Origin of the sequence: Prevotella sp. oral taxon 313 (assembly GCF_003043935.1) — a bacterium.
GTDB classification, from domain to species: Bacteria; Bacteroidota; Bacteroidia; order Bacteroidales; family Bacteroidaceae; genus Prevotella; species Prevotella jejuni.
This window is the reverse complement of the sequence record NZ_PYXE01000001.1, coordinates 1,998,342-2,015,972: the sequence shown is the minus strand read 5'-3', so window position 1 is coordinate 2,015,972 and position 17,631 is coordinate 1,998,342. Positions and strand designations below refer to the sequence as shown.

Sequence of the window (17,631 nt, the reverse complement as noted above, 5' to 3'; positions counted from 1 at the left end):
GTGGAACCAATAGTTATCTAATATTTGGGTATATACTTAATTGTAAGCATCCTATATTAGCCGCCTTCCACTCTATCCAATAGGCTCTACAAGTTTGCCAACCTATAAGGGATATTTGAAATTAGAAGGTAGGAATCAAATTCTCGCTTAATCACTGAGATAGACCATTGCTGCCTATCGCGATCTTTCCAATAGTTTTATCATTTCGACATTCTTATGACGACGAGCAATGATTAGAGGTGATATTCCGCTCTTATCTCTCACCTTTGTCCTTGCCCCATACTTCAATAAGACTTTCACCATGTTTATATTATTCTTGTCTACTGCAATTATTAGAGGATAAGTTATATAGTCTCCACCAAGGTTACCCAAGCCATTTGCCTTTGCTCCATATTGTAAAAGAAGACAAGCAACTGGAAAGTTGTTCGTATTGCAACTCATTGCTAAAGGACAAAGTCCATCCTCATTATAAGCCTCGTTGGGGTTGGCACCTAATGACAAAAACAACTTTACCAGTTCACTGTTTCCCTTATCTATTGCCATATACAGAGCATCATAGCAATACATATCATCAGAGTATACACATTCCATGTTAGCCTTCATTCCTATGAGTCTTTGGATAAAGCGTTTATTCTGATAAAGACAAGCATAACCTAACAGTGTATAAGAATAGTCAGTATCTGTGTGAAACAAAGAGTCAATATTCTTTATATGTTTAACGTTGTTTTCAAAGTCAGATAGATTGTCTTCTTTTATTGCCTTCATGGTTAGATAATAATGGTCATAAAGACGTTTTTCTTGACAGTAACCACAACCTAATACCCCAAATAGGCACACAAATAAAATAGTTATTCTTTTCATATTCATTCTTATTGATTAATTCCAACATGGATTGCTGGTTCATTTTTTATGCTATAATACTACTGCTAAACCTACTTTATCTTTGATATATAACAAATTAGGGATCACAGGAACCGTTCGTTCATATTTATATGACATATCTGTATAATCTCAGAATAGTGCTCTTCATTTTGTTGAGGTTTGTTTTTAATGCTTCTCTGAAACACTTTATTTAATAGTATTGTCTGATAATAGTTGTTCTCAGTACTCATTTCAGAAAAGGTAAAACGAGGAGTAGATATTCCTGAATGATATAACTCATCCGCCAAATGATTTAATTTATCTATATCATTATTAAACCATTTATACTTGTCTTCCGAAATAGAATAATACCTTTCATACCAAGCAATCCAAGTAATTGTTTTGGCTAAAATATAATGTTTGAGTTCTGGATAGTAACCAACTTTGTAGTACCTATCCCTATTTACTTTAATTTCTTGTAACATGTATATCTAAAATTGTTGTAGTAGAGGCGAGACCCATAGTCTTCGTACTGTCCTAACTGACAGAAAGGAATGAAATCACAGATACCCTTATGGTTACTGAGGTCAGTATGGATATCGTGATCAGCTTATTGAATAATGTTGCCATACCAGTCATAAACATATTCACCGTTTGTCATGCAATCATACTGACTAACCTGTTCTAAATTAGTTATCTGTTTTCATTTATCATCGTTTGTCATTCTCTCTGTTGATAATGTTCCTTAATATCAACATCATTAGACTGCTCACAATATTTCTGTAACTCTTGAGACAAATTCTTATTTAAACAAATCGCAACTTTACATCCTTTATCTCCTTTGTCATATATAAGCTGCATAAGTTCTTCATTTAAGTTCTCACATTCTGCGATTTCTGACATTATACTATAGGCTAAGTCATTTGGTAAAGATGTTATTAATCTTCTTACAACAAAATCAAAATCTTGTTGCCTTATATTAAGTGACAGAGTGATATTATTTGAACTGTCCCAAATATCACTTAATCTCTTGAAATCACATATAATCTTCGTTTTATCTATATGAAGTACTTTCATCATTTATATTTTTTCAGAGAATTCTTGCCTAACTTATCAACTTGAGTTTCATTATGAACTTTAGAAACATTACCGTTTATCTATAGATAGTTTATTATCAAGAGTATGAGTATGGGAAGAAATAAGGTAAAGAGTCTACATCATTCGCATGAACTTGAATTTTATAGCCTTCTATCTTAAATGTTCATACTCCTTGCATATTAACTTTCTTATAACAATCCCCATGCACATCCATACGGCGAATTCTCTCTCAGCAAGCTAATTACTAAAGTTTCCCACCCTAATAGATAGATAGAAAAATAACAGTTTGTCGAATTTTCTTTGTAAATTAGTAATCACTAAAGAACTGATTTTAAAGACAAAACAACAAAACTGTTATGGAAGCAAAAATAGAGAAAATAAGTGAGTTATCCAAACTTTTGAGTTTTAAAACTCGAATGAGTGATGATTTGTTTCATCTTTTTGGCAAGTTTGGCATCGGTCACCTGTTATCTCGCCTGTCATTGGAGAAACATGACGGGGTTTACGCTTCGGAGTTGATACTTTCTCTTTGCCTCTTCCGCATTGTCGGTGAGAGCATCCATAGTATATGCAAACATAAGATATATGAGCTTTCAAATCATGGTAAGAACTGTTTCTATCGCATGATGATTCGCCCGCAGATGGATTGGATACGCTTGATGAACCACTTTGCCCTGCGTTATATGTGCCTTTTGCGTAAGTATGGCGAAGCTCCTCAATCCAATACCACGACATGTTTCATTATAGATGATACTGTGCTTGAGAATAGTGGTGTGAGAATGGAGGGTATCAGTCTTGTTTTCGACCATGTAAAAGGTAGGTGTGTATTGGTTATAAACTATTACTTTGTGTATTCTTTGACGGTTATACAATCATACCCTTTGATTTTTTACTGCATCAGGAAAAGAGAAAACAAGGAAACTAAGCAGTATCGTGGATTAGGAACTTATCAAGGTTGCGACTTTAATGGTTAGATAGCCGATGCAACGCTGTGTTACCTTACATATATCGTCTTGGCTTTGGAAAAGGGGGGCACAGAATATCAAATTTTGGGTGAACTCTTTTCTGATATGAAGAATGCTCTCGTGGCACTCATGTTATGGAAGCGAGTTCTATCCTATATTGAACACATTCTTCGCATTTTAGAAGAAACACTTTGGGTGACGCCCCAATACCTTATGGCTATAATCAGCGATAACGACAAAGAGCTGAGCACAATCTTTGTAATGGCTGAAGCATTGAGAAAGTGGGATGAAGTATATGGACAGACTGCATAACTTCTATTAGTCATGTGTTAAAAGTCAATGAATATGGGGGATGACAAGCAAAGGTGAATGGGAAAAGACAGTGTTTTAAGGGGTGGAAAACGTTAGTTAGTTAGTTCCTATCGGTAGAATAAACACATTAATTATATGTGTTTTTTTGATGAGGCCTCTTTATTTTCATACTAATTACTTACTTTTGCACATAAAAAATATCTCAATGAGTATTATTGTATTTACTATTCTATTATTATTAGGTGCCTATTGTGCTGGTTTGTTAGGTTCCTTGACAGGTTTAGGAGGAGGAGTAATAGTTATTCCTCTGCTCACTTTAGTTTTCGGTATCGATTTCCATTATGCTATTGGAGCAGCTTTAGTAGCATCCATTGCAACCTCTTCAGGTTCGGCCAGTGCTTATGTAAAAGAAGGGATGACCAATATCCGGTTAGGAATGTTTCTTGAGATAGCAACAAGTATTGGTGCCGTTATAGGAGCTGCAGTTGCTTTGTGGATGCCCACCAATGGTATAGCTATCGTTTTCGGCGCAGTTCTCCTTCTCACAATAGCCTTACAATTTCGTCAGAAAGCCGATTACGTCAATGTAAAAGGTAGTCGGTTAGCGATGAAACTGAAGCTTTTTGGCTCTTATCCTACAAAGGAAGGGAATTTGCAAAATTACGAGTTAACCAACGTGTCAGGCGGCTTTTCGGTGATGGTACTTGCTGGAGCTTTGTCGGGACTATTAGGAATAGGTAGTGGAGCGTTGAAGGTGTTGGCAATGGACGGATGTATGAAAGTCCCATTTAAGGTCAGTACAACGACGAGTAATTTCATGATAGGTGTGACAGCTGTAACCTCCGCCGTCGTTTATCTACAGCGTGGTTATATAGAGCCAGGTCTTGCCTTCCCAATAATGGTAGGTGTGTTAGCAGGTGCAATGAGTGGAGCAAAGTTACTGAAACACTTAGATGTAAAAGTGTTGAGAAAGATATTTGCTGTAGCCATACTGCTGGCAGCATTAAACATGATATATAATGGTATAATAGGAAAGTTCTAATATGGAAGAAAATACAAACACTAAGAATGATATGAATACTCTGATAGGTAACACCTTGCGTATTGGAGTCTTTACGGCATGTATTATAGCCTTGATAGGCGGTATCTGGTATGTTGTAAGTACTTCGGGAACAGCATTACCAGATTATAAGGTTTTCTATAAAGGAGATGAAAGTTATACAACCTTTGAAGGCATCTTCAAGTCGGTATTTGCGATGTCAGCTGCAGGTTGGGTACAATTAGGCGTAGTCGTTCTCATGCTCACACCAGTAATGCGTGTTGTATTATCTTTGGTAGATTTCAGCATTCAACGTGACTGGCTTTATGTCGTCATAACGGGGATAGTTCTCCTCATAATTGTCATGAACTCGCTTGTTGGAGTGGGATGAGTAATGTTAAATAATAAGTAAAAAGTTATTTATTGTTAACAAAGGCAGTTTGCGAGCTTATTATCTTTCTTATTATTAGGTCGTTTGAGGGAATATTTGTACCTTTGCAACCCGAAACAACAGTGTGAATTATAGGCTTTTGGGTTATATCGCACTTGTTTGTAATGGATTGAAAATAAACAAAATAAATATATAACAATAAAAAGTAAAATTATGCCTACTATTTCACAATTAGTAAGAAAAGGCAGAAAGGACATCGTAGACAAGAGCAAGTCTCCGGCTTTGGACAACTGTCCACAGCGTCGTGGCGTTTGTGTTCGTGTTTACACAACAACTCCTAAGAAGCCTAATTCGGCAATGCGTAAGGTTGCCCGTGTTCGTTTGACCAATCAGAAGGAAGTTAACTCTTACATCCCGGGAGAGGGTCACAACTTGCAGGAGCACAGTATTGTTCTCGTTCGTGGTGGTCGTGTAAAGGACCTTCCTGGTGTACGTTATCATATTGTTCGTGGTACTCTTGATACCGCTGGTGTTGCTAATCGTACACAGCGTCGTTCTAAGTACGGTGCTAAGCGTCCAAAGGCAGCTAAGAAGTAATATCTGCGTTGTGCAAAGGCAACAAAGAAACTTCAATCCATAAAGCCGAGGTGCAACGGCCGGTGATGGTCGATGCTCCAAGGCTCTTTCAAAAAGAACAAACTAAAAACAAACAGTTTTGCTGGAGATTTGTAATCACAAAGGTTGAGTAAATACCCAAGAGAGGGTGTTGAAGAACGAAAGACGACAGCCTCCGCAGAATTAAAGTTTAAAATAAAAAATGAGAAAAGCAAAACCAAAGAAGCGTGTAATCCTTCCAGATCCAAAGTTCAACGATCAGAAGGTATCAAAGTTCGTAAATCATTTGATGTATGACGGTAAGAAGAATACCTCATACGAAATCTTCTATGCAGCCCTCGATATCGTAGGTGGTAAGATGAAGGATGAAGAGAAATCTCCACTTGAGGTGTGGAAGCAAGCTCTTGATAATATCACTCCACAGGTAGAGGTGAAGAGCCGTCGTATCGGTGGTGCTACTTTCCAGGTACCAACAGAGATTCGTCCTGATCGTAAGGAAAGTGTGTCTATGAAGAATATGATTGCTTTCGCACGTAAGCGTGGTGGTAAGAGCATGGCTGACAAGCTCGCATCAGAGATTATGGATGCTTTCAATAACCAAGGTGGTGCTTACAAGCGTAAGGAAGATATGCACCGCATGGCTGAGGCTAACCGTGCATTTGCTCACTTCAGATTCTAATCAAGTTTTTATAATAAGGTAAAAGGAAATGGCAAATCACGATTTACATTTGACTCGTAATATCGGTATTATGGCACATATTGATGCCGGTAAGACGACAACATCTGAACGTATTCTTTTTTATACAGGTAAGACTCACAAGATCGGTGAGGTACATGACGGTGCTGCCACCATGGACTGGATGGCACAGGAGCAGGAGCGTGGTATCACTATCACATCAGCTGCAACAACATGTAACTGGAACTACCTTGGCAAGTCTTATAAGATTAACTTGATTGATACTCCGGGACACGTTGACTTTACTGCTGAGGTAGAGCGTTCACTTCGTGTTCTTGATGGTGCAGTTGCTACTTATTCTGCAGCTGATGGTGTTCAGCCACAGTCAGAGACTGTATGGCGCCAGGCTGATAAGTACAATGTTCCACGTATTGGTTATGTAAACAAGATGGACCGCTCTGGTGCTGATTTCTACGAGACAGTACAGCAGATGAAGGATATTCTTGGTGCTAACCCAATCGCTATTCAGATTCCTATCGGTGCGGAGGAGAATTTCAAGGGTGTAGTAGACCTCATCAAGATGAAGGCTATCTTGTGGCACGATGAGACTATGGGTGCTGAATACGACATCGAAGAAATCCCAGCTGATCTTGCTGATGAGGCTGCAGAGTGGCGTGAGAAGTTGCTTGAGGGTGCAGCTAACTACGATGATGAGTTGATGGAGATGTATCTTGAAGGTCAGGATATTCCAGAGGATAAACTTATTGCAGCTATTCGCAAGGGTTGTATCTCAATGGAATGCTGCCCAATGCTCCTCGGTTCTTCTTACAAGAACAAGGGTGTACAGCCACTTCTCGACTACGTTTGTGCTTTCTTGCCTTCTCCATTGGATACACCAGCTATTGTGGGTGTTAATCCTGATACAGAAGAAGAAGAGTCTCGTAAGCCAAGTGAGAGTGAGCCTACTGCAGCGTTGGCATTTAAGATTGCTACTGATCCATTCATGGGTCGCTTGGTATTCTTCCGTGTCTACTCAGGTAAGGTTTCTGCTGGATCTTATGTTTTCAATACACGTTCTGGTAAGAAGGAGCGTATCAGCCGTCTGTTCCAGATGAACTCTAATAAGGAAATCCCTATGGAGTCAATCGATGCAGGTGATATCGGTGCTGGTGTAGGTTTCAAGGATATTCGTACTGGTGATACCCTCTGTGATGAGAATGCACCAATCATCCTTGAGTCTATCACATTCCCTGATACTGTAATCTCTATTGCAGTTGAGCCAAAGAGCCAGGCAGACGTTGCTAAGCTCGATAATGGTCTTGCTAAACTTGCAGAGGAGGATCCAACATTCACCGTTCGTACTGACGAGCAGAGTGGTCAGACTATTATCTCTGGTATGGGTGAGCTTCACCTTGATATTATCATCGACCGTTTGAAGCGTGAGTTCAAGGTAGAGTGTAACCAGGGTAAGCCACAGGTTAACTATAAAGAGGCTATCACAAAGGCTGCACAGAGCCGTGAGACTTATAAGAAGCAGTCTGGTGGTCGTGGTAAGTTTGCTTGTATCGATGTAACAATCGAGCCAAAAGATGAGGATTACGAAGAGGGCGACTTACAGTTTATCAATGTCGTTAAGGGTGGTAACGTACCTAAGGAGTTCATTCCATCAGTAGAGAAGGGTTTCAAAGACTGTCTCAATAGTGGTGTACTTGGTGGATTCCCATTGACTGGTCTTAAGGTTACTTTGACTGATGGTTCTTTCCACCCAGTTGACTCTGACCAGTTGTCATTCGAACTCGTAGCTCATCAAGCATTCAAGGTTCTTTGTCCTAAGGCTGGCCCTGTTCTTATGGAGCCTATCATGAAGGTAGAGGTTGTTACTCCAGAGGAGAACATGGGTGATGTTATCGGTGACTTGAACAAACGTCGTGGTCTTGTACAGGGTATGGAAGAAGCTCGTAGCGGTGCTCGTATCGTTAAGGCTATGGTTCCATTGGCAGAGATGTTCGGTTACGTAACTGCTCTCCGTACAATTACCTCTGGTCGTGCTACTTCTTCTATGGAGTATGATCACCACTCACCAGTATCAAGTTCTCTTGCAAAGGAGATTCTTGATGAGTTGAAGGGTAATTCAGACCTCGTTAAGTAAATAATATAGGGAAATGCTCTCTCATAGCGAATGACTCTTATGAGGGAGCAACCTTTATGCATATTAATAATAAATAATAAATTACACATGAGTCAGAAGATTCGTATTAAGCTGAAGTCTTACGACCATCAGTTGGTTGACAAGTCAGCAGAGAAGATTGTGAAGGCTGTAAAGGCAACAGGTGCTATTGTTAGCGGTCCTATTCCATTGCCAACACACAAGCGTATTTACACTGTTAACCGCTCAACATTCGTTAACAAGAAATCACGTGAGCAGTTCCAGCTCTCAGATTTCAAGCGTCTTATCGACATCTATAGCTCTACAGCAAAGACTGTTGATGCATTGATGAAGCTCGAGTTGCCTTCAGGTGTTGAGGTTGAAATTAAGGTGTAGTCGACTGTTGATAAGTAAGAAACAAATTAATACAAAAAGCATTTACATTCATTTTAAAATCATTAATTGAAATGCCAGGATTATTAGGAAAGAAAATCGGAATGACATCCGTTTTCAGTGCCGACGGTAAGAATGTACCGTGCACTGTTATCGAAGCTGGTCCTTGTGTTGTAACCCAGGTTAAAACTGTAGAAAAGGATGGTTACAAGGCTGTTCAGTTAGGTTTCGGCGAGGCTAAGGAGAAGAGAACTTCTAAGCCACAGCAGGGACACTTTAAGAAAGCCGGCACAACACCAAAGAAGCACTTGGCCGAGTTCAAGTTTGACGAGGAGTATAACCTCGGTGACACTATTACTGTTGAATTGTTCAGCAATGCTAAATTCGTAGACGTTGTAGGTACATCTAAGGGTAAAGGTTTCCAGGGTGTTGTTAAGCGTCACGGATTCGGTGGTGTAGGTCAGTCTACTCACGGTCAGGATGACCGCGCACGTAAGCCGGGTTCTATTGGTGCTTGTTCTTACCCAGCTAAGGTTTTCAAGGGCATGCGCATGGGCGGCCAGATGGGAGGCGACAGAGTAACAACTCAGAACCTTCAGGTGTTAAAGGTTATTCCAGAGCACAATCTTATCCTTGTTAAGGGTAGTGTTGCTGGATGTAATGGTTCAACCGTAATAATTAAGAAGTAATGGATATTAACGTATTAGATATCAAAGGTCAGGAGACCGGCCGTAAGGTAACTCTTAACGAGAATATCTTCGGAATTGAGCCTAACGATCACGTCCTCTATCTCGCAGTTAAGCAGTATCTCGCTGATCAGCGTCAGGGTACAGCTAAGTCAAAGGAAAGAAGTGAGCACGCTGGTTCTACTCGTAAGTTGGGTCGTCAGAAGGGCGGCGGCGGTGCTCGTCGTGGTGATATCAATTCTCCAGTCCTCGTAGGTGGTGGTCGTGTATTCGGTCCTAAGCCACGCGATTACAGTTTCAAGCTGAATAAGAAGGTAAAGGTTCTTGCTCGTAAGTCTGCATTGGCTTATAAGGCACAGGACAATGCTATTGTTGTAGTAGAAGATTTCAATCTTGACGCTCCAAAGACTAAAGATTTCGTAAATATTGCAAAAAATCTTAAAATTGATAGCAAGAAAGTCCTTCTCGTTTTGCCAGAAGTAGAGAAAAACGTATATTTGTCAGCTCGTAATCTGCAGAAGGCTGAGGTTATGACTGCTTCACAGGTAAATTCATACAAAGTTTTGAATGCTGATGTAGTAGTTATCACAGAAAACTCTCTGAAGGTTATTGACGAAATCTTAACCAAGTAATAATTAGGAGACAAGAAGAATTATGGGATTTATCATTAAACCAGTGGTCACTGAAAAGATGACCAAGTTGACAGACAAGTCTTCTGAGGATAAGGTTGTAAAGCACAAGGGTGAGAAGAGAACTATTTTGGCACAGCCAAAGTATGGTTTTATTGTTAAGCCTGAGGCCAACAAGCTTGAGATTAAGAAAGAAGTTGAGGCTTTATACAACGTTACAGTAGTAGATGTGAATACCGTTCGTTATGCAGGTAAGCGTCAAGCACGTTATACCAAGGCAGGTCTTGTGAAAGGACAGAAGAACGCATTCAAGAAGGCTATCGTCACTTTGAAGAATGGCGATTCAATCGATTTTTATAGCAATATTTAAATAAAAAATGGCAGTACGTAAATTAAACCCGGTTACACCGGGACAAAGACACAAGGTTATTGGCACGTTCGAGGATATTACTGCATCCGTGCCAGAGAAGTCTCTCGTTTACGGTAAACGTTCTACCGGTGGTCGAAACAACACCGGTAAGATGACTGTCCGCTATATGGGCGGTGGTCACAAGAAGAAGTATCGTCTTATCGACTTCAAGCGAGAGAAAGATGGTGTTCCAGCTGTAGTGAAAACAATCGAGTATGATCCAAACAGATCAGCTCGTATTGCGCTGTTATACTATGCTGATGGTGAAAAACGTTACATTATTGCTCCTAACGGACTGCAGGTTGGTGCAACACTGATGTCAGGTGCTGAGGCAGCACCTGAGGTTGGTAACGCTCTTCCTTTGGCTAACATTCCTGTTGGTACTGTAATTCATAACATTGAGTTACGTCCAGGTCAGGGTGCATTGCTCGTTCGTTCGGCTGGTAATTTTGCTCAGCTTACTTCTCGTGAAGGCAGTTATTGTGTTATCAAGCTCCCTTCTGGTGAAACTCGCCAGATTTTGTCAGCTTGTAAGGCAACTGTAGGTAGTGTGGGTAACTCTGATCATGCACTTGAGCAGTCTGGTAAGGCTGGTCGCTCTCGTTGGTTGGGTCGTCGTCCTCACAACCGTGGTGTTGTTATGAACCCTGTTGATCACCCAATGGGTGGTGGTGAAGGTCGCCAGTCTGGTGGTCATCCACGTTCACGTAAGGGCTTGTACGCTAAGGGTCTTAAGACTCGTGCACCTAAGAAGCTTTCAAACAAGTACATTATTGAGAGAGCTAACAAGAAGTAATCAAAGTAATTAAGAGTAAATTATGAGTCGTTCATTAAAAAAAGGTCCATACATCAACGTATCACTCGAGAAGAAGATTCTTGCTATGAATGAGAGTGGTAAGCAGAATGTAGTAAAGACATGGGCCAGAGCATCAATGATCTCCCCTGATTTTGTGGGTCACACTGTTGCAGTTCATAACGGAAATAAATTTATCCCTGTTTACATTACTGAGAACATGGTAGGTCATAAGCTCGGTGAGTTCAGTCCTACACGCCGTTTCGGTGGTCACTCTGGTAATAATAAGAGGTAAGCAGGTCATAATCCATTTAGAAAATAGAAAAATATAATGGGAGCAAGAAAACATATAAAGGCTGAAGCTCGTAAAGAAGCTTTGAGAAGCCAGTATTTTGCAAAGCTCAAGGACTGTCCTTCTTCTCCACGTAAGATGCGCTATGTTGTAGACATGGTTCGTGGTATGGAAGTCAATCGTGCCCTTGGCGTACTGAGATTCTCCAAGAAAGCAGCTGCCCAGAATGTTGAGAAACTTCTGCGTTCTGCTATTAACAACTGGGAGACAAAGAATGACCGCAAGGCTGAAGACGGTGAACTTTTTATCTCTAAGATCTTCGTAGATGAAGGTGTTACAATGAAGCGCATGCGTCCTGCACCTCAGGGCCGTGGCTACAGAATCCGCAAACGTTCTAACCACGTCACTCTTTTCGTTGATTCAAAGAATGATGCTAATAATGATGATAAATAAATAGTAGAATGGGACAGAAAGTTAATCCAATTAGCAACCGTCTTGGTATCATCCGCGGTTGGGAGTCAAATTGGTTCGGTGGCAAGAATTTCGGGGATAATCTCGTAGAAGATCGTAAGATTCGTACTTACCTGAACAAGCGTTTGGAAAAAGCAAGCGTTTCCCGTATTGTCATTGAGCGCACATTGAAGCTCGTCACCATTACTATTTGCACCGCTCGTCCGGGTATCGTTATCGGTAAAGGTGGTCAGGATGTTGATAAGCTTAAGGAAGAGTTGAAGAATCTTTTCAAGAAGGAGATTCAGATTAATATCTTCGAGGTTAAGAAACCTGAACTTGATGCAAACATCGTTGGTAACAATATCGCTCGCCAGGTAGAGGGTAAGATAGCTTACCGTCGTGCTATCAAGATGGCAGTTGCTAACACTATGCGTGCTGGTGCTGAAGGTATCAAAGTTCAAATTACAGGTCGTCTGAACGGTGCCGAAATGGCTCGTAAGGAAATGTTCAAAGAGGGACGTACTCCTCTACATACATTCCGTGCAGACATCGATTATTGTCAGACAGAAGCCCTTACTAAGGTAGGTCTGTTGGGTATCAAGGTATGGATTTGCCGTGGTGAAGTTTACAACAAGGTAGATCTTACACCTAACTTTACTCAAGAGAAGAGCAATGGCCGTTCTAACAATGGTGGCCGTTCTGGAAGAGGTAATCGTAGAAGAAACAATAACCGTTAAAAGAAGAAGCTATCATGTTACAGCCAAAAAGAGTAAAATATAGAAGACCTCAAGACGGACGTGGCAACAAAGGCAACGCCCACAGAGGTACACAGCTGGCTTTCGGCTCATTCGGCATCAAGACACTTGAGGCTAAGTGGATCGACAGCCGTCAGATTGAGGCCGCTCGTATAGCAGTAAACCGCTATATGAACCGTCAGGGCCAGGTCTGGATCCGCATCTTCCCTGATAAACCAATCACTCGTAAGCCTGCCGATGTTCGTATGGGTAAAGGTAAGGGTGATCCAGCAGGATGGGTTGCACCAGTTACTCCAGGTCGTGTTCTCTTTGAAGTAGAGGGCGTAAGCTTTGATATTGCAAAGGAGGCACTTCGTCTCGCTGCACAGAAGCTGCCTGTTAAGACAAAGTTTATTGTTAGACGTGATTTCGATAAAAACGCTTAAGAAAGATGAAGATTAAAGAAGTAAAAGAACTCGAGACCAAGGATTTGGTTGAGAAGATTGAGAATGCTGAGACAGCTCTTGCAAAAATGAAGCTGAATCATCAGATTACTCCACTTGAGAATCCATCTCAGATTAAGGCCGCTCGTCGTGATATTGCACGTATGAAAACAGAACTTTCTCAGAGAGAACTTAATAAATAACAATGGTCCAGATGGAAACAAGAAATTTAAGAAAAGTAAGACAGGGTGTCGTTATCAGCAACAAAATGGATAAAACCATCGTTATTGCAGCTAAGTTCAAGGAGAAGCACCCTATTTATGGTAAGTTTGTCCAGAAGACAAAGAAGTACCATGCTCATGACGAGAAGAATGAGGCAAATGTAGGTGATACAGTACTCATTATGGAGACTCGTCCTCTTTCTAAGACAAAGAGATGGAGATTAGTTCAAATCGTAGAAAAAGCTAAGTAATTATGATACAGACAGAATCAAAACTTACAGTATGTGATAACAGCGGTGCTCGTGAAGCTAAGTGCATTCGTGTACTTGGTGGTACTGGTCGTCGTTACGCAAGTGTTGGTGACGTTATCGTAGTTGCTGTGCAAAACGTCATCCCATCAAGTGAATTGAAAAAGGGTGCAGTATCAAAGGCTTTGATCGTTCGCACAAAGAAGGAGATTCGTCGTGCTGATGGTTCATACATCCGCTTCGATGATAATGCATGTGTATTACTGAACAACGCAGGCGAAATTCGTGGTAGCCGTATCTTCGGTCCTGTTGCTCGTGAGCTGCGTGCAGTGAACATGAAGGTCGTTTCTTTGGCACCTGAGGTTCTTTAATTATTAAATTGAATAATAAAATGGCAAAATTCCATATAAAGAAAGACGATCAGGTCATTGTTCTTGCTGGTGCAGATAAGGGCAAGACTGGAAAGGTGCTTAAGGTCATCGCAGATAAGGAACGTGCTATTGTAGAGGGCTTGAATATGGTCTCTAAAAGCACAAAACCTTCTGCTGCTAACCCACAGGGTGGTATCATTAAGCAGGAGGCTGCAATTCATATCTCAAATTTAAGTCTCATCGATCCGAAGAGCGGTAAGGCTACACGTATCAAGATTGAGCGTGAAGGCAAGACTGTTAAGCGTATCGCTAAAAAGTCAGGGGAGGAAATTAAGTAATGAATACAGCTCAGTTAAAGAAACAGTATAAGGAGCAGATTGCTCCTGCTTTGCAGAAGCAGTTCAACTATTCTTCAGCTATGCAGGTGCCTGTTTTGAAGAAGATTGTTATCAATCAGGGTCTTGGTGATGCAACTCAGGATAAGAAACTTATCGAGGTTGCTGTTAACGAGATTTCTTCTATTACAGGTCAGAAGGCGGTTGCAACTTATTCAAAGAAGGATATTGCAAACTTCAAACTGCGTAAGAAGATGCCTATTGGCGTAATGGTAACTCTGCGTCGTGAGCGTATGTATGAGTTCCTCGAGAAGCTCGTTCGCGTATCTTTGCCACGTATTCGTGACTTCAAGGGTATCGAGAGCAAGTTCGATGGTCGTGGAAATTATACTCTCGGTATTACCGAGCAGATTATTTTCCCAGAGATTAATATCGATCAGGTTGACCGTATCCAGGGTATGAACATCACCTTCGTAACATCTGCTAAGACTGATGAAGAAGGATATGCTTTGCTGAAGGGCTTCGGACTTCCATTCAAGAATGCTAAAAACGATTAATTGATATGGCAAAAGAATCAATGAAAGCTCGCGAGGTAAAGCGTGCAAAGCTTGTAGCTCGTTATGCGGAGAAACGCGCAGCTCTGAAAAAGATTATCGCTACTTCAAATGATCCTGAAGAGGCTTATGAGGCTGCTCGTAAGTTGCAGTCTATTCCAAAGAATGCTAATCCTATTCGTCTACACAATCGTTGTAAGATTACTGGACGTCCAAAGGGATACATTCGTCAGTTCGGTCTCTCTCGTATTCAGTTCCGTGAGATGGCATCTCAGGGACTCATTCCAGGTGTAAAGAAGGCAAGCTGGTAAACAAATATATCGACGCGGATAGTGAATTGTGAAAAAGATTTTGTATCTTTGCAGCTCATTATCCGCTTTCAAGCGATTTTTTAATATTGTCGGGGTAGCCCCGATTAATTAAACATTTATATTTTATGACAGATCCAATAGCAGATTATCTGACAAGACTCAGAAACGCAATCATGGCTCATCACCGTGTTGTTGAGGTTCCTGCGTCTAACTTGAAGAAGTCTATTACAAAGATTCTCTTCGAGAAGGGTTACATCTTGAACTACAAGTTCATCGAGGATGGTCCCCAAGGCTCAATCAAGGTTGCATTGAAGTACGACCCTGTAACAAAGCAGAGCGCTATCAAGAAATTGAAGCGTGTTTCTACCCCAGGTCTTCGCCAGTATACTGGTTACAAAGACATGCCGAGAGTAATTAACGGACTTGGAATTGCAATTCTTTCCACGTCTAAAGGTGTAATGACAGACAAAGAGGCCGCTGCTGAGAAAATTGGTGGTGAGGTTCTTTGCTATGTTTATTAATTGGAGGATTGAATATGTCAAGAATAGGAAAATTACCAATTAGTGTTCCAGCTGGCGTTACAGTTACTCTTAACAATGGTGTTGTTACAGTAAAGGGTCCTAAGGGTGAGCTTTCTCAGAAGGTAGATTCTTCTATTAAGACTATCATCGAGGACGGTCAGGTAACATTCGAAATTGATGAGAATAGCCCAGTAAACTACAAGCAGAAGCAGGCTTTCCACGGTCTTTATCGTTCACTTGTTAACAATATGGTTGTTGGTGTAAGTGAGGGTTACAAAAAGACATTGGAACTTGTTGGTGTAGGTTATCGTGTTTCTAACCAGGGTAACTTGGTAGAGTTCTCTCTTGGTTATACTCACCCAATCTTTATTCAGCTTCCTTCAGAAGTTAAGGTTGAGACAAAGAGCGAGCGTAACCAGAATCCAATCATCACTCTTGAATCAGCTGACAAGCAGCTGCTTGGTCTCATCTGTGCAAAGATTCGTTCTTTCCGTAAGCCTGAGCCTTACAAGGGTAAGGGTGTCCTGTTCCAGGGTGAGGTTATTCGCAGAAAGTCTGGTAAGACAGCTGCAGCTAAGTAACTTTAATACATCATTACGATTATGACAACAAAGAAAGAACAAAGAAGAATTAAGATAAAGTTCCGCATTCGTAAGAGTGTGAACGGTACTGCAGAGCGCCCACGCTTGAGCGTTTTCCGCAGTAATAAGCAGATTTATGCACAGGTTATTAACGATCTGACGGGAACAACACTCGCTTCTGCTTCTTCACTTGGCCTTGAAAAGATGGCTAAGATTGAACAGGCTAAGAAAGTTGGTACACTCGTTGCTGAGCATGCTAAGGCTGCTGGCGTAGAGCAGGTTGTTTTTGACCGTAACGGTTATCTCTATCATGGACGTGTACAGGCTTTAGCTGATGCTGCACGTGAGGGAGGACTTAAATTCTAAACGATTATGGCAATGAATAGAGTAAAAGTAAATAGTGACGTAGAACTGAAAGATCGCTTGGTTGCAATCAACCGCGTAACTAAGGTTACAAAGGGTGGTCGTACTTTCACATTCGCAGCTATCGTCGTTGTAGGTGACGGTAAGGGCGTTATTGGCTGGGGTCTTGGTAAGGCAGGAGAAGTAACTGCAGCTATTCAGAAGGGTACTGATTCAGCAAAGAAGAACCTTGTTAAGGTTCCTGTTTTGAAGGGTACTGTTCCTCATGAAGCAGAGGCTCGTTTCAGTGGTGCTCATGTTCTCCTTAAGCCTGCTGCAGCAGGTACTGGTCTTAAGGCTGGTGGTGCTATGCGTGCTGTTCTTGAGAGTGCAGGTGTTACTGATGTGATTGCAAAGTCAAAGGGTTCTTCTAACCCTCATAACCTTGTGAAGGCTACTATTGCTGCCCTCGCTGATATGCGTGATGCATATACAGTTGCAGGTGAGCGTGGTATCAGTATGGATAAAGTATTTAACGGTTAATTTTAGGAGGTATTTAATTATGGCAAAAATTAAGATTAAGCAGATTAAGAGCCAGATTGGTGCTCCTAAAGACCAGAAAGAGACTTTACGTGCATTGGGTCTTCGCAAGATTTCTCAGGTTATAGAGGTTGAGGATACCCCAAGCTGCCGTGGTATGATTCGTAAGGTTCATCACCTGGTATCAGTAATTGATTAAGTAATCTTTTAAAGAAAACAGTAATTATGAAATTAAATAATTTGAAACCAGCTGTTGGCTCTACACATTCACGTCGTCGTATTGGTCGTGGTCCAGGTTCTGGACTCGGTGGTACTTCTACTCGTGGTCACAAGGGTGCAAAGTCACGTTCTGGTTATAAGAAGAAGATTGGCTTTGAGGGTGGTCAGATGCCTCTCCAGCGTCGTGTACCGAAGGCTGGTTTCAAGAACATCAACCACAAGGAATATTTCGCTGTAAATCTTTCAACTCTTCAGGCACTTGCTGAGAAGAACAATCTTACTAAGATTGGTGTTGAGGAGCTTAAGGCTGCTGGACTTACCAATGGTAAGGAACTTGTTAAGGTTCTCGGTAATGGTGAATTGAAGGCTAAGTTGGAGGTTTCAGCAAATGCCTTCTCTAAGACTGCTGAAGAGGCTATCAAGGCAGTAGGTGGTAACACAACTATAATCTAA

The 17,631-nt window shown here is 41.2% G+C and carries 28 protein-coding genes and 1 pseudogene; 27 read left to right on the top strand and 2 right to left on the bottom strand.

The genetic code is table 11. From position 1 onward, the window contains the following. Nucleotides 1–174 precede the first annotated feature (174 nt). Both AXF23_RS07985 and AXF23_RS07975 read right to left on the bottom strand, forming a co-directional pair. Entirely contained in the window at nucleotides 175–867 is a 693-nt protein-coding gene (locus tag AXF23_RS07985; RefSeq protein WP_107624926.1) for an ankyrin repeat domain-containing protein, read from the bottom strand. A gap of 714 nt (nucleotides 868–1,581) precedes the next feature. Continuing rightward, nucleotides 1,582–1,941 (bottom strand): hypothetical protein, encoded by a 360-nt coding sequence (locus tag AXF23_RS07975; protein ID WP_233251260.1) that lies wholly within the window; start codon nucleotides 1,939–1,941, stop codon nucleotides 1,582–1,584. 374 nt (nucleotides 1,942–2,315) lie between these two features. On the opposite strand from AXF23_RS07975, the pseudogene AXF23_RS07970 reads away from it, so the two are divergent. From AXF23_RS07970 to rplO, 27 genes and pseudogenes are all read left to right on the top strand, one after another. Then, nucleotides 2,316–3,236, top strand: a pseudogene (locus AXF23_RS07970) (hypothetical protein). Nucleotides 3,237–3,441: 205 nt separating this feature from the next. After that, nucleotides 3,442–4,278: a sulfite exporter TauE/SafE family protein gene (locus AXF23_RS07965; RefSeq protein WP_107625830.1), complete on the top strand. Its 837-nt coding sequence runs from the start codon at nucleotides 3,442–3,444 to the stop codon at nucleotides 4,276–4,278. A gap of 1 nt (nucleotide 4,279) precedes the next feature. Beyond that, entirely contained in the window at nucleotides 4,280–4,666 is a 387-nt protein-coding gene (locus AXF23_RS07960) for a DUF1634 domain-containing protein (protein ID WP_107624925.1), read from the top strand. Between the two features lie 213 nt (nucleotides 4,667–4,879). After that, a complete protein-coding gene (gene rpsL, locus AXF23_RS07955) occupies nucleotides 4,880–5,263 on the top strand; it encodes a 30S ribosomal protein S12 (protein ID WP_004335835.1) in 384 nt (127 codons plus the stop codon). Nucleotides 5,264–5,483: 220 nt separating this feature from the next. Continuing rightward, a complete protein-coding gene (gene rpsG / locus AXF23_RS07950) occupies nucleotides 5,484–5,960 on the top strand; it encodes a 30S ribosomal protein S7 (protein ID WP_008821977.1) in 477 nt (158 codons plus the stop codon). A 28-nt stretch (nucleotides 5,961–5,988) separates the two neighbouring features. Further along, nucleotides 5,989–8,106 (top strand): elongation factor G, encoded by a 2,118-nt coding sequence (gene fusA / locus AXF23_RS07945; RefSeq protein WP_107624924.1) that lies wholly within the window; start codon nucleotides 5,989–5,991, stop codon nucleotides 8,104–8,106. Between the two features lie 87 nt (nucleotides 8,107–8,193). Then, nucleotides 8,194–8,499 carry a 30S ribosomal protein S10 gene (gene rpsJ, locus AXF23_RS07940; RefSeq protein ID WP_004352787.1) on the top strand — a complete coding sequence of 102 codons (306 nt, stop codon included), beginning with the start codon at nucleotides 8,194–8,196 and terminating at the stop codon, nucleotides 8,497–8,499. A gap of 71 nt (nucleotides 8,500–8,570) precedes the next feature. Continuing rightward, nucleotides 8,571–9,185 carry a 50S ribosomal protein L3 gene (gene rplC, locus AXF23_RS07935; protein ID WP_036866539.1) on the top strand — a complete coding sequence of 205 codons (615 nt, stop codon included), beginning with the start codon at nucleotides 8,571–8,573 and terminating at the stop codon, nucleotides 9,183–9,185. Further along, nucleotides 9,185–9,814, top strand: a complete 630-nt coding sequence (gene rplD / locus AXF23_RS07930; protein WP_107624923.1) for a 50S ribosomal protein L4 — start codon at nucleotides 9,185–9,187, stop codon at nucleotides 9,812–9,814. The genes rplC and rplD overlap by 1 nt, the downstream gene beginning before the upstream one ends. A 22-nt stretch (nucleotides 9,815–9,836) precedes the next feature. Next, nucleotides 9,837–10,181 carry a 50S ribosomal protein L23 gene (rplW, locus tag AXF23_RS07925; protein WP_009012400.1) on the top strand — a complete coding sequence of 115 codons (345 nt, stop codon included), beginning with the start codon at nucleotides 9,837–9,839 and terminating at the stop codon, nucleotides 10,179–10,181. Between the two features lie 7 nt (nucleotides 10,182–10,188). Then, complete coding sequence (rplB, locus tag AXF23_RS07920; protein ID WP_004361610.1) at nucleotides 10,189–11,016, top strand: 50S ribosomal protein L2; 828 nt, start codon at nucleotides 10,189–10,191, stop codon at nucleotides 11,014–11,016. A 22-nt stretch (nucleotides 11,017–11,038) separates the two neighbouring features. Continuing rightward, nucleotides 11,039–11,308, top strand: a complete 270-nt coding sequence (rpsS, locus tag AXF23_RS07915; protein WP_004361611.1) for a 30S ribosomal protein S19 — start codon at nucleotides 11,039–11,041, stop codon at nucleotides 11,306–11,308. A gap of 36 nt (nucleotides 11,309–11,344) precedes the next feature. Further along, nucleotides 11,345–11,758, top strand: coding sequence for a 50S ribosomal protein L22 (gene rplV / locus AXF23_RS07910; RefSeq protein ID WP_004383898.1), 414 nt, complete (start codon nucleotides 11,345–11,347; stop codon nucleotides 11,756–11,758). A gap of 8 nt (nucleotides 11,759–11,766) precedes the next feature. After that, nucleotides 11,767–12,495 (top strand): 30S ribosomal protein S3, encoded by a 729-nt coding sequence (gene rpsC, locus AXF23_RS07905; RefSeq protein WP_004352815.1) that lies wholly within the window; start codon nucleotides 11,767–11,769, stop codon nucleotides 12,493–12,495. 14 nt (nucleotides 12,496–12,509) lie between these two features. Next, a complete protein-coding gene (gene rplP, locus AXF23_RS07900; RefSeq protein ID WP_004361613.1) occupies nucleotides 12,510–12,938 on the top strand; it encodes a 50S ribosomal protein L16 in 429 nt (142 codons plus the stop codon). Between the two features lie 5 nt (nucleotides 12,939–12,943). Next, nucleotides 12,944–13,138, top strand: coding sequence for a 50S ribosomal protein L29 (rpmC, locus tag AXF23_RS07895; protein WP_004361614.1), 195 nt, complete (start codon nucleotides 12,944–12,946; stop codon nucleotides 13,136–13,138). Between the two features lie 2 nt (nucleotides 13,139–13,140). Continuing rightward, nucleotides 13,141–13,407, top strand: a complete 267-nt coding sequence (gene rpsQ / locus AXF23_RS07890) for a 30S ribosomal protein S17 (protein WP_004361615.1) — start codon at nucleotides 13,141–13,143, stop codon at nucleotides 13,405–13,407. Between the two features lie 2 nt (nucleotides 13,408–13,409). Next, nucleotides 13,410–13,775 carry a 50S ribosomal protein L14 gene (gene rplN / locus AXF23_RS07885; protein WP_004352833.1) on the top strand — a complete coding sequence of 122 codons (366 nt, stop codon included), beginning with the start codon at nucleotides 13,410–13,412 and terminating at the stop codon, nucleotides 13,773–13,775. Between the two features lie 20 nt (nucleotides 13,776–13,795). Beyond that, nucleotides 13,796–14,113, top strand: a complete 318-nt coding sequence (gene rplX / locus AXF23_RS07880) for a 50S ribosomal protein L24 (protein WP_004383897.1) — start codon at nucleotides 13,796–13,798, stop codon at nucleotides 14,111–14,113. Continuing rightward, entirely contained in the window at nucleotides 14,113–14,667 is a 555-nt protein-coding gene (gene rplE / locus AXF23_RS07875) for a 50S ribosomal protein L5 (protein WP_004361618.1), read from the top strand. The genes rplX and rplE overlap by 1 nt, the downstream gene beginning before the upstream one ends. A gap of 5 nt (nucleotides 14,668–14,672) precedes the next feature. Beyond that, a complete protein-coding gene (gene rpsN, locus AXF23_RS07870) occupies nucleotides 14,673–14,975 on the top strand; it encodes a 30S ribosomal protein S14 (protein ID WP_004361619.1) in 303 nt (100 codons plus the stop codon). 125 nt (nucleotides 14,976–15,100) lie between these two features. Then, the gene (gene rpsH / locus AXF23_RS07865; protein WP_004361620.1) at nucleotides 15,101–15,496 is read left to right on the top strand and encodes a 30S ribosomal protein S8; all 396 of its coding nucleotides are present in this window, start codon (nucleotides 15,101–15,103) and stop codon (nucleotides 15,494–15,496) included. 14 nt (nucleotides 15,497–15,510) lie between these two features. Continuing rightward, the gene (gene rplF, locus AXF23_RS07860) at nucleotides 15,511–16,077 is read left to right on the top strand and encodes a 50S ribosomal protein L6 (RefSeq protein WP_107625829.1); all 567 of its coding nucleotides are present in this window, start codon (nucleotides 15,511–15,513) and stop codon (nucleotides 16,075–16,077) included. Nucleotides 16,078–16,098: 21 nt separating this feature from the next. Then, the gene (gene rplR / locus AXF23_RS07855) at nucleotides 16,099–16,443 is read left to right on the top strand and encodes a 50S ribosomal protein L18 (RefSeq protein ID WP_107624922.1); all 345 of its coding nucleotides are present in this window, start codon (nucleotides 16,099–16,101) and stop codon (nucleotides 16,441–16,443) included. A 6-nt stretch (nucleotides 16,444–16,449) separates the two neighbouring features. After that, entirely contained in the window at nucleotides 16,450–16,962 is a 513-nt protein-coding gene (gene rpsE, locus AXF23_RS07850) for a 30S ribosomal protein S5 (protein WP_018911353.1), read from the top strand. A 19-nt stretch (nucleotides 16,963–16,981) separates the two neighbouring features. After that, nucleotides 16,982–17,158 carry a 50S ribosomal protein L30 gene (gene rpmD, locus AXF23_RS07845; RefSeq protein WP_089366983.1) on the top strand — a complete coding sequence of 59 codons (177 nt, stop codon included), beginning with the start codon at nucleotides 16,982–16,984 and terminating at the stop codon, nucleotides 17,156–17,158. A gap of 26 nt (nucleotides 17,159–17,184) precedes the next feature. After that, nucleotides 17,185–17,631 carry a 50S ribosomal protein L15 gene (gene rplO / locus AXF23_RS07840; protein ID WP_004361624.1) on the top strand — a complete coding sequence of 149 codons (447 nt, stop codon included), beginning with the start codon at nucleotides 17,185–17,187 and terminating at the stop codon, nucleotides 17,629–17,631.